The organism is Enterobacter cloacae complex sp. 385G4 (genome assembly GCF_057320665.1).
Map to the genome: position 1 here is coordinate 82385 of NZ_JBXWDD010000011.1, position 15701 is coordinate 98085.

Genomic DNA, 15701 nt, shown 5'->3' on the forward strand with positions numbered 1-15701 from the left:
TCATGAGTGTGATAGCGCAGGCAGGGGCGAAGGGTCGTCAGCTGCACAAGTTTGGTGGTAGTAGTCTTGCTGATGTGAAATGTTATCTGCGCGTCGCAGGGATCATGACCGAATATTCACAGCCGGGTGACATGATGGTTGTCTCGGCGGCGGGCAGCACCACCAACCAGTTGATTAGCTGGCTGAAACTGAGCCAGACCGATCGCCTTTCTGCGCATCAGGTGCAACAGTCCTTACGTCGTTACCAGAGCGAGCTGATTGCCGGCCTGCTGCCTGCGGACGTGGCGGACGGGCTGATCAGCGCCTTCACGCATGACCTTGAGCGTCTGGCTGCTCTGCTGGACAGCGGGATTACCGACGCGGTGTATGCCGAAGTGGTGGGCCACGGTGAAGTGTGGTCCGCGCGCCTGATGGCCGCCGTGCTGCAACACCTGGGCGTGGACGCGGCCTGGCTCGACGCGCGTGATTTCCTGCGTGCGGAACGCGCCGCGCAGCCGCAGGTGGACGAAGGGTTGTCCTATCCGCTGCTGCAACAGCTGCTGGTGCAGCATCCGGGCAAACGTATTGTCGTCACTGGCTTTATCAGCCGCAGCAACGCCGGTGAAACCGTGCTGCTGGGTCGTAACGGTTCGGACTACTCGGCAACGCAAATTGGTGCCCTGGCGGGCGTGTCCCGCGTTACCATCTGGAGCGACGTGGCCGGTGTCTACAGCGCGGACCCGCGTAAAGTGAAAGATGCCTGCCTGCTTCCGTTGCTGCGTCTCGACGAAGCCAGCGAGCTGGCGCGTCTGGCGGCACCGGTTCTGCACGCGCGCACGCTGCAGCCGGTTTCCGGCAGCGATATTGACCTGCAGCTGCGCTGTAGCTATACGCCGGATCAGGGGTCCACGCGCATTGAGCGCGTGCTGGCGTCCGGCACGGGCGCGCGCATTGTCACCAGCCACGACGACATCTGCCTGATTGAGTTCCAGGTCCCTGCGGGTCAGGACTTCAGGCTGGCGCATAAAGATATCGACACGATCCTGAAGCGCGCCCAGGTGCGTCCGCTGGCCGTTGGCGTGCATAACGATCGTCAGCTGCTGCAGTTCTGCTATACCGCCGAAGTGGCGGACAGCGCGCTGAAAATTCTTGACGAAGCGGGCCTGCCGGGCGAGCTTCGCCTGCGTCAGGGGCTGGCGCTGGTGGCGATGGTCGGCGCGGGCGTCACCCGTAACCCGCTGCACTGCCACCGCTTCTGGCAGCAGCTGAAGGGCCAGCCGGTGGAGTTCACCTGGCAGTCGGAAGAGGGCATCAGCCTGGTCGCCGTGCTGCGTAAAGGCCCAACCGAAAGCCTGATTCAGGGTCTGCACACCTCGCTGTTCCGCGCGGAAAAACGCATCGGCCTGGTGCTGTTTGGTAAGGGTAACATCGGTTCCCGCTGGCTGGAGCTGTTCGCCCGCGAACAGGTCACGCTTTCGGCGCGTACCGGGTTTGAATTTATTCTTGCGGGCGTGGTGGATAGCCGCCGCAGCCTGCTGAACTACGAAGGGCTGGACGCCAGCCGGGCGCTTGCCTTCTTTAACGATGAAGCGGTTGAGCAGGATGAAGAGTCGCTGTTCCTGTGGATGCGCGCGCACCCGTATGACGATCTGGTGGTGCTGGACGTCACCGCCAGCGAACAGCTTGCCGATCAGTATCTGGATTTCGCCAGCCACGGTTTCCACGTCATCAGCGCCAACAAGCTGGCGGGGGCGAGCAGCACCGATAAATACCGTCAGATCCACGACGCGTTTGAAAAAACGGGCCGCCACTGGCTCTATAATGCCACCGTTGGCGCGGGCCTGCCGGTTAACCATACCGTGCGTGACCTGATTGAAAGCGGCGACAGCATTCTGGCGCTGAGCGGGATCTTCTCCGGCACGCTCTCCTGGCTGTTCCTGCAGTTTGACGGCACCGTACCGTTCACCGACCTGGTGGATCAGGCGTGGCAGCAGGGCTTGACCGAGCCCGATCCGCGCGTTGACCTCTCCGGTAAAGACGTGATGCGCAAGCTGGTAATCCTGGCGCGTGAAGCCGGTTATGACATCGAACCGGATTCCGTACGCGTCGAGTCGCTGGTGCCTGCGGGCTGCGAAGAAGGTTCTGTTGATCACTTCTTCGAAAACGGCGACGAGCTGAATGACCAGATGGTGCAGCGTCTGGAAGCGGCAAACGAGATGGGGCTGGTGCTGCGCTACGTGGCGCGTTTCGAGGCGAACGGTAAGGCGCGTGTGGGTGTCGAGGCGGTGCGTCCTGACCATCCGCTGGCGGCCCTGCTGCCGTGCGATAACGTCTTCGCCATTGAAAGCCGCTGGTACCGCGATAACCCGCTGGTGATCCGCGGCCCGGGCGCGGGGCGCGACGTCACCGCTGGGGCTATCCAGTCCGATATTAACCGTCTGGCTAAGCTGCTGTAAAAAGTGAATTTCCCTCTCCCTGTGGGCTGAGGAATCCCCAGTAATTTTTTCCTGAAGCGATGAACATTGCTTCAGAGAAATGAATAACTAACAGCGATGTCCTGGTCCGGCTGTAAATCGCTGAGGCGTTTCCTGTAGGCCGGGGCGAGGCGCATGGATGCGCCGAGAGGGCGGGCTTTACAGGGACGTTACCTCCGCCCGCCCCCGACAAGCCGGAAGGAATAAGCCGAAGGCACCGCGAAGCGGCGATTTACCGCCGGGAGCCCGGGTCGCCAGGGCGGCGGCGATTGAGCCGCCCTGGCACGTTCACAGGTCATGTCCTTACAGAGTAGCAAGGAACATAAAGTGAACGGAATGACCACCAGAGCCGTATGTTCCCCCTCACCCCAGCCCTCTCCCTCAAGGGAGAGGGGGTCGTCCGTGCTGGTATTATTTTGTGGGGATCCCTCAGCCCACAGGGAGAGGGTTAGGGTGAGGGCATCAGACCGCGCTCACCCTCATCATGAACTCCCTTCATCTTCCCTGAGCAAACCTCACCGTTATTGTGATTATTTCTGTTGACGTCACGCCGCTTTTCCGTCATTTTTACATCTGGACGTCTAAACGTATAGAAGTTCACAACACAACAGACAATGACACGCGAAAGATAGAGGTAAGGTATGAGCTTTTTTCACGCCAACCAGCGGGAAGCACTGAATCAGAGCCTGGCCGAAGTAAACGGCCAGATTAACGTCTCTTTTGAATTTTTCCCGCCGCGCACCAGTGAAATGGAGCAAACCCTGTGGAGCTCTATCGATCGCCTGAGCAGCCTTAAGCCGAAGTTTGTCTCCGTGACCTACGGCGCCAACTCCGGCGAGCGCGACCGCACGCACAGCATTATTAAAGGCATCAAAGATCGTACCGGTCTGGAAGCAGCGCCGCATCTGACCTGTATTGACGCCACCCGCGATGAGCTGCGCGCCATTGCCCAGGACTACTGGAACAACGGGATTCGCCATATCGTTGCCCTGCGTGGCGATCTGCCGCCGGGAAGCGGCAAGCCGGACATGTACGCTACCGATCTGGTCGCGCTGCTGAAAGACGTTGCTGATTTTGATATCTCCGTGGCCGCCTACCCTGAAGTCCACCCGGAAGCGAAAAGCGCCCAGGCGGATTTGCTTAACCTGAAGCGTAAGGTGGAGGCCGGTGCCAACCGCGCCATCACCCAGTTCTTCTTTGACGTGGAAAGCTATCTGCGCTTCCGCGACCGCTGCGTCTCGGCAGGTATCGACGTCGAAATTATCCCGGGCATTCTGCCAGTCTCTAACTTCAAACAGGCGAAGAAGTTCGCCGATATGACCAACGTTCGCATTCCGCTGTGGATGTCCAAAATGTACGAAGGGCTGGACGATGACGCGGAAACCCGCAAGCTGGTGGGGGCCAATATCGCGATGGACATGGTGAAGATCTTAAGCCGCGAAGGGGTGAAGGACTTCCACTTCTACACGCTTAACCGCGCGGAGATGAGCTATGCCATTTGTCATACGCTGGGCGTTCGTCCGGCGTAATCAGCAAAAAGCCCTCATAAAGTGAGGGCTTTTTAATCATATAAAAAGTTAAAAGGTATTAACTATCGAATCTGTGGATTAATTCAACTATATCTTATTGCTAGTGGTGTATATCGTAACGGTATCACTGTAAAGGGAGCATAGCGATGAGCACGTCAGACGAGACCAATAACGCGGCATCCGCCGGCAAATGTCCGTTCCATCAGGGCGGCGTCGATCACAGCGCGGGCGCTGGTACCGGCAGCAAAGAGTGGTGGCCTAAACAACTCCGCATCGATCTTCTAAACCAACATTCCAACCGTTCGAACCCTCTGGGTGAAGACTTCGACTACCGCAAAGAATTCAGCAAGCTCGACTATTCCGCCCTCAAGGGCGATCTCAAAGCCCTGTTAACCGATTCTCAACCGTGGTGGCCTGCCGACTGGGGCAGCTACGCGGGTCTGTTTATTCGCATGGCCTGGCACGGTGCCGGTACTTACCGCTCCGTTGACGGACGCGGCGGCGCCGGACGCGGCCAACAGCGCTTTGCGCCGCTGAACTCCTGGCCTGATAACGTCAGCCTGGATAAAGCGCGCCGCCTGCTGTGGCCAATCAAGCAAAAATACGGACAAAAAATCTCCTGGGCCGACCTGTTTATTCTCGCGGGTAACGTGGCGCTGGAGAACTCCGGCTTCCGCACCTTTGGTTTTGGCGCCGGTCGTGAAGACGTCTGGGAACCGGATCTGGACGTGAACTGGGGTGATGAAAAAGCCTGGCTGACCCACCGTGACCCGGAAGCACTGGCGAAGCGCCCGCTGGCGGCCACCGAAATGGGGCTGATTTACGTGAACCCGGAAGGGCCAAACGCCAGCGGTGAACCGCTGTCTGCTGCGGCGGCGATCCGCGCCACCTTTGGCAACATGGGTATGAACGACGAAGAGACCGTCGCGCTGATTGCCGGAGGTCACACGCTCGGTAAAACCCACGGCGCGGGTGAAGCCACGCACGTAGGTACCGATCCAGAAGCCTCGCCGATTGAAGCGCAGGGCTTAGGCTGGGCCAGCACGCACGGCACCGGTATTGGCGCTGACGCCATCACCTCCGGGCTGGAAGTCATCTGGTCGCAAACTCCGACCCAGTGGAGCAACTACTTCTTCGAGAACCTGTTCAAATACGAATGGGTGCAGACCCGCAGCCCGGCAGGCGCGATTCAGTTTGAAGCCGTGGATGCGCCGGAAATCATGCCAGACCCGTTTGACCCGTCGAAAAAACGTAAGCCAACCATGCTGGTCACCGACCTGACGCTGCGTTTCGACCCGGAATTCGAGAAAATTTCCCGTCGCTTCCTGAACGATCCGCAGGCCTTTAACGAAGCCTTCGCGCGCGCGTGGTTCAAACTGACCCACCGTGATATGGGGCCAAAAGCGCGGTACATCGGCCCGGAAGTGCCGAAAGAAGATCTGATTTGGCAGGATCCGCTGCCTCAGCCGGTGTTCCATCCGACGCAGGAAGACATTGAAAGCCTGAAAGCGGAAATCGCGGCCTCTGGCCTCTCCGTGAGCGAGCTGGTTTCCGTGGCATGGGCGTCTGCATCGACCTTCCGCGGTGGCGACAAGCGCGGCGGCGCCAACGGCGCGCGTCTGGCGCTGGCGCCTCAGCGCGACTGGGATGTGAACGCCGCGGCGGTACGTGCGTTACCGGCTCTGGAAGCTATTCAGCGCACCACCAATAAAGCCTCGCTGGCGGATATCATCGTGCTGGCGGGCGTTGTGGGCGTTGAGCAGGCGGCGAAAGCCGCGGGCGTTTACGTCAACGTGCCGTTCACGCCGGGCCGTGTGGATGCGCGTCAGGATCAGACGGATATCGAGATGTTTAACCTGCTCGAACCGATTGCCGACGGCTTCCGCAACTACCGTGCGCAGGTGGATGTGTCCACGACGGAATCATTGCTGATTGATAAGGCCCAGCAACTGACCCTGACCGCACCTGAGCTGACGGTGCTGATCGGTGGCCTGCGCGTGCTGGGCACGAACTTTGATGGCAGCAAGAATGGCGTATTCACCAGCCGCGAGGGCGTGCTGAGCAACGACTTCTTCGTGAACCTGCTGGATATGAATACCCAGTGGAAAGCGACCGACGATTCAAACGAGCTGTTTGCCGGTAGCGATCGCGCCAGCGGTGAAGTGAAATACACCGCGACCCGCGCCGACCTGGTCTTCGGTTCGAACGCCGTCCTGCGCGCGCTGGCCGAGGTTTACGCCAGCAGCGATGCGCACGAGAAGTTTGTCCGTGACTTCGTTGCCGCATGGGCGAAGGTGATGGATTTGGATCGGTTTGACGTGAAGTAAAAGCAATCCCCGCCACGGCGGGGATTTTTTTGCCAGTCATCCAGGCGGGGTAAGGCGTAGCTGTCACCCGCTTTTCAGGCGATCGAGTTTTTTTTTGCGAACCTCTTCTCCCTTAGAGATTGAGGTTACCAAACGCGTTTTTCCAGTCCTGCTCGAACTTTTCTATGGCCGACTCTACCGCTGGGGTACCGAGCATTTGTTGCGCTACGTCTAAGGGGATCGTGATTGCCTCGCATCCGGCCAGCAGGCAGTCCAGCGCCTGACGCGGTGTTTTAAAGCTGGCAGCCAGCACCATGCTTTCCGGCGCATGCAATTCCAGCAGGGACTGCAGTTCCTGTACCATGCCAATACCGTCGCCGCCCTGTGCGTCGACGCGGTTGACGTACGGCGCAACGTATTTCGCGCCTGCCAGCGCGGCCAGTAAACCCTGAGCGGCGCTGTAAACGGCGGTGCCCAGCGTGGTAATACCCTCTCTTTTCAGCCCTTTAATGGCGATAAGCCCCTGCGCGGTGACCGGAATTTTCACCACAATACCCGGGATGGCGTTACTCAGGCGTTTGGCCTCCGCCACCATGCCTTCGGCGTCGCGGCTCATGGTTTGAGCAAACAGCGTACCGTTCGGCCCGACGGCTTTTTGCAGCCGCGGCAGCACGTCCCAGATGGATTCACGGCTGGCGGCAATGATGCTTGGGTTGGTGGTGACGCCCACGATGGGGAAGACGCGGGCAAGGCGTTCCACTTCCGCCACGTTCGCGGTATCCAGATACAGTTCCATTTTTTTTCCTTAAGTCAGAAAGGTTGAATAAAGGATAAGGCCCGGCTGAGTGCGGCGGATACAGGTCAATTTTGCCAAATACTGGACAAATGTAATGTCCTTAGCGAAGTGCGATAGCGATCACAATGCTATTTTTTGGCGATAAGCTGGCTGTGATACTGGCGACGATATTCGGAAGGGGAACGCTCGGTGTGCTTGCGAAAGAGGCGACAAAAGTAGTTGCTGTCAGGAAATCCGCAGCGTGCGGCAATATCTTTAATTTTGAGATCGTAGCCTTTCAGCAGCTGGCGTGCATGTTCCAGCCGCGTTTGTGTCAGATACTCGTTGAACCCCACGTGGCCGATCTTCTGAAAGAGATGGGAAAGGTAATTTGGCGAGATGTAGAACGCCTGTGCCACGGATTCGCGCGTTAACGAAGAGGCATAATTTTCTTCGATATAGCTACGAACGGCTTCGAATAGCGCCCGGCTGCGGTTAGCGGTGTGGATGTCACTGCCAAGCAGATCCCGGCAGTGGCTGAGCAAGCTTAATACCACCAGCATGGCTGTGTCTTGCTCGTCTGGCTGCATCTGTAATTCTGTGAGCGCTTGCAGAAGAAAAGCACCCGTTCGCGGGCCACGCCGGGGAACCTGCAGCTGCTGCAAAAGCGCGTTGTCACGCTGTAAATCGAGAGTCAGCTGCTGCTTACCGAAATGTATGCTCAGGACGTTAGGCGGTGGAAGCGTGATGTGTCCAAAGGATGAAAATATCGCCTCACAGGGGGGAACAAGGGTAATGACGAGGCAGGGAGATGTTCGGGGATGCTGTTCAGCCAGCGCTGAGAAATGAATCTGACCCAGCGGTAACGTACGGTTCACCAGGTCAGCCAAAATTCGGGTGATATCGGAATACATGAGAAGACTACCGAAACGTGCCGGGCGGCGCTAAAAACGCCTGCCCGGCATAAAGCATTACCCAGTGTTACGCATACCCGCCGCAACGCCCGCAATCGTCACCATCAGCGCCTGTTCAACGCGCGGATCCGGCTCTTTACCTTCCTCTTCCGCCAGGCGGGAACGGTGCAGCAGTTCAGCCTGTAAAACGTTCAGCGGGTCGGTGTAGATGTTACGCAGCTGGATTGACTCGGCGATCCACGGCAGGTCCGCCATCAGGTGCGAGTCGTTGGCGATGTCCAGCACCACTTTGATGTCGCCTTCCAGCAGTTCGCGCAGTTCTTTACCCAACGCCCACAGCTCTGGTTTCACCAGCCGCTGGTCGTAGTATTCCGCCAGCCACAGGTCGGCCTTCGAGAAGACCATCTCCAGCATGCCCAGACGGGTAGAGAAGAAGGGCCAGTCGCGGCACATGGTTTCCAGTTCGTTCTGTTTGCCGTCTTCCACCACTTTTTGCAGCGCGGCACCGGCACCCAACCAGGCGGGCAGCATCAGGCGGTTCTGCGTCCAGGCGAAGATCCATGGAATGGCGCGCAGGGATTCAACGCCACCGGTCGGGCGACGCTTTGCAGGACGCGAGCCCAGCGGCAGTTTACCCAGCTCCTGTTCAGGGGTGGCCGAGCGGAAGTAAGGGACAAAATCTTTGTTTTCACGCACGTAGCCGCGGTACAGATCGCAGGAGATGTCTGACAGCTCGTCCATGATGCGGCACCAGGATTCTTTTGGCTCCGGCGGCGGCAGCAGGTTCGCTTCCAGGATCGCGCTGGTATAGAGCGACAGGCTGCTGATGGTCACTTCCGGCAGGCCATACTTGAAGCGGATCATCTCGCCCTGCTCGGTCACGCGCAGGCCGCCTTTCAGGCTTCCCGGCGGTTGAGAGAGCAGCGCCGCGTGAGCAGGCGCGCCACCGCGGCCAATGGAGCCTCCGCGACCGTGGAACAGGGTCAGCTCGATACCGGCTTTCTCGCAGGTTTTGATCAGCGCATCCTGAGCCTGATACTGCGCCCAGGACGCCGCCATCACGCCCGCATCTTTCGCGGAGTCGGAATAGCCAATCATTACCATCTGCTTGCCCTGAATAAAGCCGCGATACCAGTCGATGTTAAGCAGCTGGGTCATGACGTCGTTGGCGTTGTTCAGGTCGTCGAGGGTCTCAAACAGCGGGGCGACTGGCAGGGCGTAGTCGATGCCCGCTTCTTTCAGCAGAAGATGAACACCCAGCACGTCGGACGGGGTTTTCGCCATAGAGATCACGTAGGCGGCCACCGATCCTTTCGGCGCATCGACGATCGCTTTACAGGTGTTGAGCACCTCGCGGGTGTCGTTGCTTGGCTCCCAGTTGCGCGGCAGCAGAGGGCGCTTGGAGTTCAGCTCGCGGATCAGGAACGCCTGCTTGTCGGCTTCGGACCAGCTTTCATAGTCGCCGATGCCGAGATAGCGGGTCAGCTCGCCCAGGGCTTCAGTATGGCGGGTACTTTCCTGACGGACGTCGATACGCACCAGCGGCACGCCGAAACACTTCACGCGGCGCAGGGTATCGAGCAGTTCGCCGTTGGCGATGATGCCCATGCCACAGGCCTGGAGTGATTTATAGCAGGCGTACAGCGGCTCCCAGAGCTGTTCGTTCTGGCTCAGCAGACCTTCCGGCTTCGGCAGGCGCTGGCCTTTAAGGCGCGCTTCCAGCCACGCCTGGGTGGCCATCAGCTGACCGCGCAGCTTTTTCATCAGGAAACGGTACGGCTCGCTGGCACCTTCTTCACCGGCCAGCGCGCGCAGTTCCGGCGTCGCTTCAACCATCGACAGCTCGGAGATCAGCACCTGAATATCCTTCAGGAACAGGTCGGTCGCTTTCCAGCGGCTCAGCAGCAGGACGTGACGGGTGATTTCCGCGGTCACGTTCGGGTTGCCGTCGCGGTCACCGCCCATCCAGGAGGTGAAGCGCACCGGCACAAAGTCTACCGGCAGACGATAGCCGAGGTTTTCTTCCAGCTGTTCGTTCAGCTCGCGCAGGTAGTTTGGAACCCCTTCCCACAGGCTGTTTTCCACCACCGCAAAGCCCCATTTGGCTTCGTCGACCGGGCTTGGGCGATGCTTACGAATTTCATCGGTGTGCCAGGACTGGGCAATCAGCTGGCGCAGACGGCGCATCAGCTGGTTGCGCTCGTAGTCGGCAATGTCTTTGTTATCCAGCTGCTTCAGGCAGCTGTTTACTTCCACCATCTTGTGGATCAGCGTACGACGGGTGATTTCGGTTGGGTGTGCGGTCAGCACCAGCTCCAGCGAAAGGGACTCCACCGCTTTTTTGATGGTGGCTTCGTTGAGGTCTGGCTGGTCTTTCAGTTTACGAAGGGTGCGGGCAATGACTTCCGGGTTGCTGGCCGCTTCGCCGTTTGGCGAAATGCTGTGGTATTGCTCAGCGGTGTTTGCCAGGTTCAGGAACTGGCTGAAGGCGCGGGCAACGGGCAGCAGCTCATCGTTAGAGAGGTTCTGCAAGGTGGTGAGCAGCTCCTGACGACTGGCCTCGTTACCGGCACGGGAAGATTTAGACAGCTTGCGGATGGTTTCAACGCGGTCGAGGATGTTCTCCCCCAGCGCGTCTTTGATGGTATCTCCAAGCACTTTGCCGAGCATGCTGACATTACTACGCAACGCGGAATATTGTTCGTTCATAAAAACCCAGTCACCCCATCATTTTTGTTTATGCCCAGGCGAAAATCTTCTGGACATTATTTTGTCATCTCCCTTTATAAAGCCACGTAAAACCCCCGTCGTCAATTGCTGCGAAAACGGTTCAGCAAACGAATAAATGCGGGCAATTTACGAAATTTAATTCGCATTGCGTCAGATAAGAGATGCTTATGGAAATGTGACGGTGATCATGCGATTTGTTGCCCTCACCCTAACCCTCTCCCACGGGGAGAGGGGACTTTTCGGTGCGGTTTTAATGCCAGCAGAAGTGATGCACAACCTGGGTAATCAGCTCGCGGGTGGGCTTGATGAAGCGGGTTTCCAGATATTCATCCGGCTGGTGGGCCTGATTAATGGAGCCAGGGCCGAGGACCAGCGTCGGGCAAAGCGTTTGAATAAAAGGCGCTTCGGTGCAGTAGTTCACCACGTCGGTTTTCTCGCCGAGCAGTTTTTCCACCACCTGAACCAGCTGGTGGTCTGGCGGGCATTCGTAGCCCGGGATTGGCGGATGCAGTTCGGAGACTGTCAGGCGTCCCGGCCAGCGCTCGCTCACCGGGGCCAGCGCTTCATTCAGCAGGCCATCCAGATCGCTCAGCGTCATGCCCGGCAGCGGACGGATATCCATATGCAGTTCGCAGCAGGCGCAGATGCGGTTGGACGCATCGCCGCCGTGCAGGCTACCGAGGTTCAGCGTCGGATACGGCACGGTGAATGCCTCGTAGTGATACCGCTCTTTCAAATCGTCGCGCAGGGTCATAATGCGGCCAATGGCGTCGTGCATCAGCTCAATGGCGTTCACGCCGCGCGCCGGATCGCTGGAGTGACCGGACTGGCCCAGCACGCGCACCGCGGTAGAAATATGGCCTTTGTGCGCACGAATCGGCTGCAGAGAGGTCGGTTCACCGATGATCGCGCAGTCCGGACGAATCGACGTGTTTTCAGAGAAATAACGTGCGCCCGCCATGCTGGTCTCTTCATCGGCGGTTGCCAGAATGTAGAGCGGTTTTTTCAGCTTCGTCACGTCCACGTCACGCAGCGCGTCGAGGATAAAGGCAAAGAAGCCTTTCATGTCGGCGGTGCCCAGACCGTAGAGCTTGTTGTCATGCTCGGTCAGGGTGAACGGATCGCGCGTCCAGCGGCCGTCGTCAAACGGTACGGTGTCGGTATGGCCGGCCAGCAGCAGGCCGCCCGCGCCGGTTCCGGTGCTGGCGAGCAGGTTAAATTTGTGGCGTGTTCCGGGGACGGGCTGAACCTCAACGTTAAACCCAAGATCGCTAAACCAACCCGCCAGCAGATTGATTAAAGACTCATTGCTCTGATCCAGCGCTTCTTCGGTCGCACTGATGGACGGTGTGGCAATCAGGGCGCGGTAGATCTCGATAAATGGCGGTAAGTTCATTTTCATTGTTGACACACCTTAGGTCGTGATAGTATCAATATTCATGCAATAAATGTGAATAAAAATACATTAACGTTGAGCATAAAGGAACCCGATGTTGAATACGCTGATTGTAGGCGCTAGCGGTTATGCGGGCGCAGAGCTTGTAAGCTACGTAAATCGCCACCCTCATATGACCATAACCGCTTTGACCGTGTCAGCGCAAAGCAATGATGCAGGAAAGTTAATTTCCGATTTGCATCCGCAGCTTAAGGGCATGGTCGATCTGCCGCTGCAGCCGATGTCTGACATCAGCGAGTTTACCGACGGCGTCGACGTGGTGTTTTTAGCCACCGCGCACGAGGTCAGCCACGACCTTGCGCCGCAGTTCCTGGCGGCCGGCTGCGTGGTGTTTGACCTCTCCGGCGCGTTCCGCGTTAACGACGGCGCGTTCTACGAAAAATATTACGGCTTCACTCATCAGCATCCGGATCTGCTTGAAAAAGCGGTGTACGGCCTGGCGGAGTGGAGTGCGGATAAACTGAAAGAAGCGGACCTGATTGCCGTTCCGGGCTGCTACCCGACGGCGGCACAGCTCTCCCTGAAGCCGCTGATCGACGCCGGTCTGCTGGATCTAAGCCAGTGGCCGGTGATCAACGCCACCAGCGGCGTGAGCGGTGCGGGGCGCAAGGCCGCTATCTCCAACAGCTTCTGCGAAGTGAGCCTTCAGCCGTATGGCGTGTTTAATCACCGCCATCATCCTGAAATCACCACCCATCTGGGCGCGGAGGTGATTTTTACCCCGCACCTGGGCAGCTTCCCGCGCGGGATCCTCGAAACCATCACCTGTCGCCTGAAGTCGGGCGTGACGAAAGAGCAGGTGAGCGAGGCCTTCACGCAGGCGTATGCGGATAAGCCGCTGGTGCGTCTGTACGACAAAGGCGTGCCGGCGCTCAAAAATGTGGTTGGCCTGCCGTTCTGCGATATCGGCTTTGCCGTACAGGGCGAGCATCTGATTGTGGTCGCCGCAGAAGATAACTTACTCAAAGGCGCTGCCGCACAGGCAATGCAGTGTGCAAATATTCGTTTCGGCTTCCCTGAAACGCAGGCTCTTATTTAAGGTGTGATGATGAACCCATTAATTATCAAACTCGGTGGTGTACTGCTGGACAGCGAAGAAGCGCTGGAGCGCCTGTTTACCGCGCTGGTGAACTATCGCGAATCGCACCAGCGTCCGCTGGTGATTGTGCACGGCGGCGGCTGCGTGGTGGATGAGCTGATGAAAGGGCTGAATCTGCCGGTGAAAAAGAAAAATGGCCTGCGCGTCACGCCTGCTGACCAGATTGACATCATTACCGGCGCGCTGGCGGGCACGGCGAACAAAACGCTGCTGGCATGGGCGAAGAAACACCATATTGCGTCCGTTGGCCTCTACCTGGGCGACGGTGATAGCGTAAAAGTGACCCAGCTCGACGAAGAGCTCGGCCATGTTGGACTGGCGCAGCCAGGTTCGCCTAAGCTGATTAACACCCTGCTGGAAGGCGGTTTCCTGCCGGTGGTGAGCTCTATCGGCGTGACCGAAGAGGGCGAGCTGATGAACGTTAACGCGGACCAGGCGGCAACCGCGCTGGCGGCCACGCTGGGCGCGGACCTGATCCTGCTCTCCGACGTGAGCGGCATTCTGGACGGTAAAGGCCAGCGCATAGCGGAAATGACAGCCGCCAAAGCCGAGCAGCTGATCGCTCAGGGCATTATTACCGACGGCATGATCGTCAAAGTGAACGCCGCGCTGGATGCGGCGCGCACGCTGGGCCGTCCGGTAGATATTGCCTCCTGGCGTCACGCGGAGCAATTGCCGGCGCTGTTTAACGGCACGCCGATTGGCACACGTATTTTAGCGTAAGTTTTTAATGAATGACCGTAGGCCGGGTAAGCGTAGCGCCACCCGGCGGAACTAACGAATAAAGGAACGATGTTATGGCACTTTGGGGTGGGCGTTTTACACAGGCAGCGGATCAGCGGTTCAAACAGTTCAATGACTCTTTGCGCTTCGACTACCGCCTGGCCGAACAGGATATTGTCGGCTCTGTGGCCTGGTCCAAAGCGCTGGTGACCGTTGGCGTACTGACCGCAGACGAACAGCAGCAGCTGGAAGAGGCGCTGAACAACCTGCTGGAAGAGGTGCGTCTGGATCCGCAGCAAATCCTGCAGAGCGATGCCGAAGATATTCACAGCTGGGTGGAAGGCAAGCTGATCGACAAGGTCGGCCAGCTGGGTAAAAAGCTGCACACCGGCCGTAGCCGTAACGACCAGGTCGCCACCGACCTGAAACTGTGGTGTAAAGAGACCGTTGGCGAACTGCTGGCGGCAAATCGTCAGTTGCAGGGCGCGCTGGTGGAAACCGCGCAGAACAATCAGGACGCGGTGATGCCGGGTTATACCCACCTGCAGCGCGCGCAGCCGGTGACCTTTGCGCACTGGTGTCTGGCCTACGTTGAGATGCTGGCGCGTGACGAAAGCCGTCTGCAGGATACCCTGAAGCGTCTGGACGTCAGCCCGCTGGGCAGCGGCGCGCTGGCCGGTACGGCGTATGAAATCGACCGCGAGCAGCTGGCAGGATGGCTGGGCTTTGCTTCCGCCACCCGCAACAGCCTGGACAGCGTATCTGACCGTGACCACGTGCTGGAGCTGCTCTCCAATGCCTCTATCGGGATGGTGCATCTTTCGCGCTTTGCCGAAGACCTGATCTTCTTTAACTCCGGTGAAGCGGGCTTCGTTGAGCTGTCCGACCGCGTGACCTCAGGCTCATCGCTGATGCCGCAGAAGAAAAACCCGGACGCGCTGGAGCTGATCCGCGGCAAGTGCGGTCGCGTGCAGGGCGCGCTGACCGGCATGATGATGACCCTGAAAGGGCTGCCGCTGGCGTATAACAAAGATATGCAGGAAGACAAGGAAGGGCTGTTCGACGCGCTCGACACCTGGCTGGACTGTCTGCACATGGGCGCGCTGGTGCTGGACGGCATTCAGGTGAAACGTCCGCGCTGCCGGGAAGCGGCGCAGCAGGGCTATGCCAACTCTACCGAACTGGCGGACTACCTTGTCGCGAAGGGCGTACCGTTCCGCGAGGCGCACCATATTGTGGGCGAAGCGGTGGTGGAAGCGATTCGTCAGGGTAAACCGCTGGAAGATCTGGCGCTTGCCGACCTGCAAAAATTCAGCGCGGCGATCGGGGAGGATGTGTACCCGATTCTGGCGCTGCAGTCCTGCCTGGATAAACGTGCGGCGAAAGGCGGCGTGTCGCCGAAGCAGGTGGCGCAGGCGATTGCGGATGCGAAAAACCGGCTGGTTTGAACCGTGCGGGCTGATGCCCTCACCCCGGCCCTCTCCCACTGTACGGTCCGGGGACATAGTGAACACTTGTTCGGGGACATGGTAGACACTTACAACTGAGGCATAAGAACCCGTCTATGGAGTCGCTTATGCCCTGGGATGCGAGAGATACCATGTCATTACGTACCGAGTTTGTACTGTTCGCCTCGCAGGACGGGGCGAACATCCGTTCCCTCTGCCGTCAGTTCGGCATTTCTCCTGCCACCGCCTACAAGTGGCTTCGCCGCTG

11 protein-coding genes are annotated in these 15701 nt (G+C 58.7%); 7 read left to right on the top strand and 4 right to left on the bottom strand.

Going from position 1 to position 15701, the window contains the following annotated elements; genetic code table 11:
* The first annotated feature begins 2 nt into the window (after positions 1-2).
* The 3 genes from AC2FAJ_RS20815 (at position 3) to katG (ending at position 6309) form a co-directional block, all read left to right on the top strand.
* Positions 3-2435 (top strand): bifunctional aspartate kinase/homoserine dehydrogenase II, encoded by a 2433-nt coding sequence (locus AC2FAJ_RS20815; protein ID WP_041911800.1) that lies wholly within the window; start codon positions 3-5, stop codon positions 2433-2435.
* A 659-nt stretch (positions 2436-3094) separates the two neighbouring features.
* On the top strand, positions 3095-3982 hold the full coding sequence (metF, locus tag AC2FAJ_RS20820) for a methylenetetrahydrofolate reductase (RefSeq protein WP_041911801.1): 888 nt from the start codon (positions 3095-3097) through the stop codon (positions 3980-3982).
* A 146-nt stretch (positions 3983-4128) separates the two neighbouring features.
* Entirely contained in the window at positions 4129-6309 is a 2181-nt protein-coding gene (katG, locus tag AC2FAJ_RS20825) for a catalase/peroxidase HPI (RefSeq protein WP_041911802.1), read from the top strand.
* Between the two features lie 112 nt (positions 6310-6421).
* Here katG and fsa read toward each other — a convergent pair whose 3' ends face one another.
* The 4 genes from fsa to argE all read right to left on the bottom strand — a co-directional run bounded on the left by fsa (position 6422) and on the right by argE (position 12109).
* Positions 6422-7084 (bottom strand): fructose-6-phosphate aldolase, encoded by a 663-nt coding sequence (gene fsa, locus AC2FAJ_RS20830; RefSeq protein WP_485454486.1) that lies wholly within the window; start codon positions 7082-7084, stop codon positions 6422-6424.
* Between the two features lie 128 nt (positions 7085-7212).
* Positions 7213-7977: a helix-turn-helix transcriptional regulator gene (locus tag AC2FAJ_RS20835; protein ID WP_047366804.1), complete on the bottom strand. Its 765-nt coding sequence runs from the start codon at positions 7975-7977 to the stop codon at positions 7213-7215.
* 57 nt (positions 7978-8034) lie between these two features.
* Positions 8035-10686 (bottom strand): phosphoenolpyruvate carboxylase, encoded by a 2652-nt coding sequence (gene ppc, locus AC2FAJ_RS20840; protein ID WP_041911805.1) that lies wholly within the window; start codon positions 10684-10686, stop codon positions 8035-8037.
* 271 nt (positions 10687-10957) lie between these two features.
* Positions 10958-12109, bottom strand: coding sequence for an acetylornithine deacetylase (gene argE, locus AC2FAJ_RS20845; RefSeq protein ID WP_028014830.1), 1152 nt, complete (start codon positions 12107-12109; stop codon positions 10958-10960).
* 88 nt (positions 12110-12197) lie between these two features.
* On the opposite strand from argE, the gene argC reads away from it, so the two are divergent.
* The 4 genes from argC to AC2FAJ_RS20865 all read left to right on the top strand — a co-directional run.
* Positions 12198-13202: an N-acetyl-gamma-glutamyl-phosphate reductase gene (argC, locus tag AC2FAJ_RS20850; protein ID WP_041911806.1), complete on the top strand. Its 1005-nt coding sequence runs from the start codon at positions 12198-12200 to the stop codon at positions 13200-13202.
* A gap of 6 nt (positions 13203-13208) precedes the next feature.
* On the top strand, positions 13209-13985 hold the full coding sequence (argB, locus tag AC2FAJ_RS20855) for an acetylglutamate kinase (protein ID WP_098946274.1): 777 nt from the start codon (positions 13209-13211) through the stop codon (positions 13983-13985).
* Positions 13986-14059: 74 nt separating this feature from the next.
* A complete protein-coding gene (gene argH / locus AC2FAJ_RS20860; protein ID WP_485454487.1) occupies positions 14060-15433 on the top strand; it encodes an argininosuccinate lyase in 1374 nt (457 codons plus the stop codon).
* A 128-nt stretch (positions 15434-15561) separates the two neighbouring features.
* Positions 15562-15701, top strand: a 140-nt coding sequence (locus AC2FAJ_RS20865) for a helix-turn-helix domain-containing protein (protein WP_420315056.1), incomplete at its 3' end; no start/stop codon positions are given.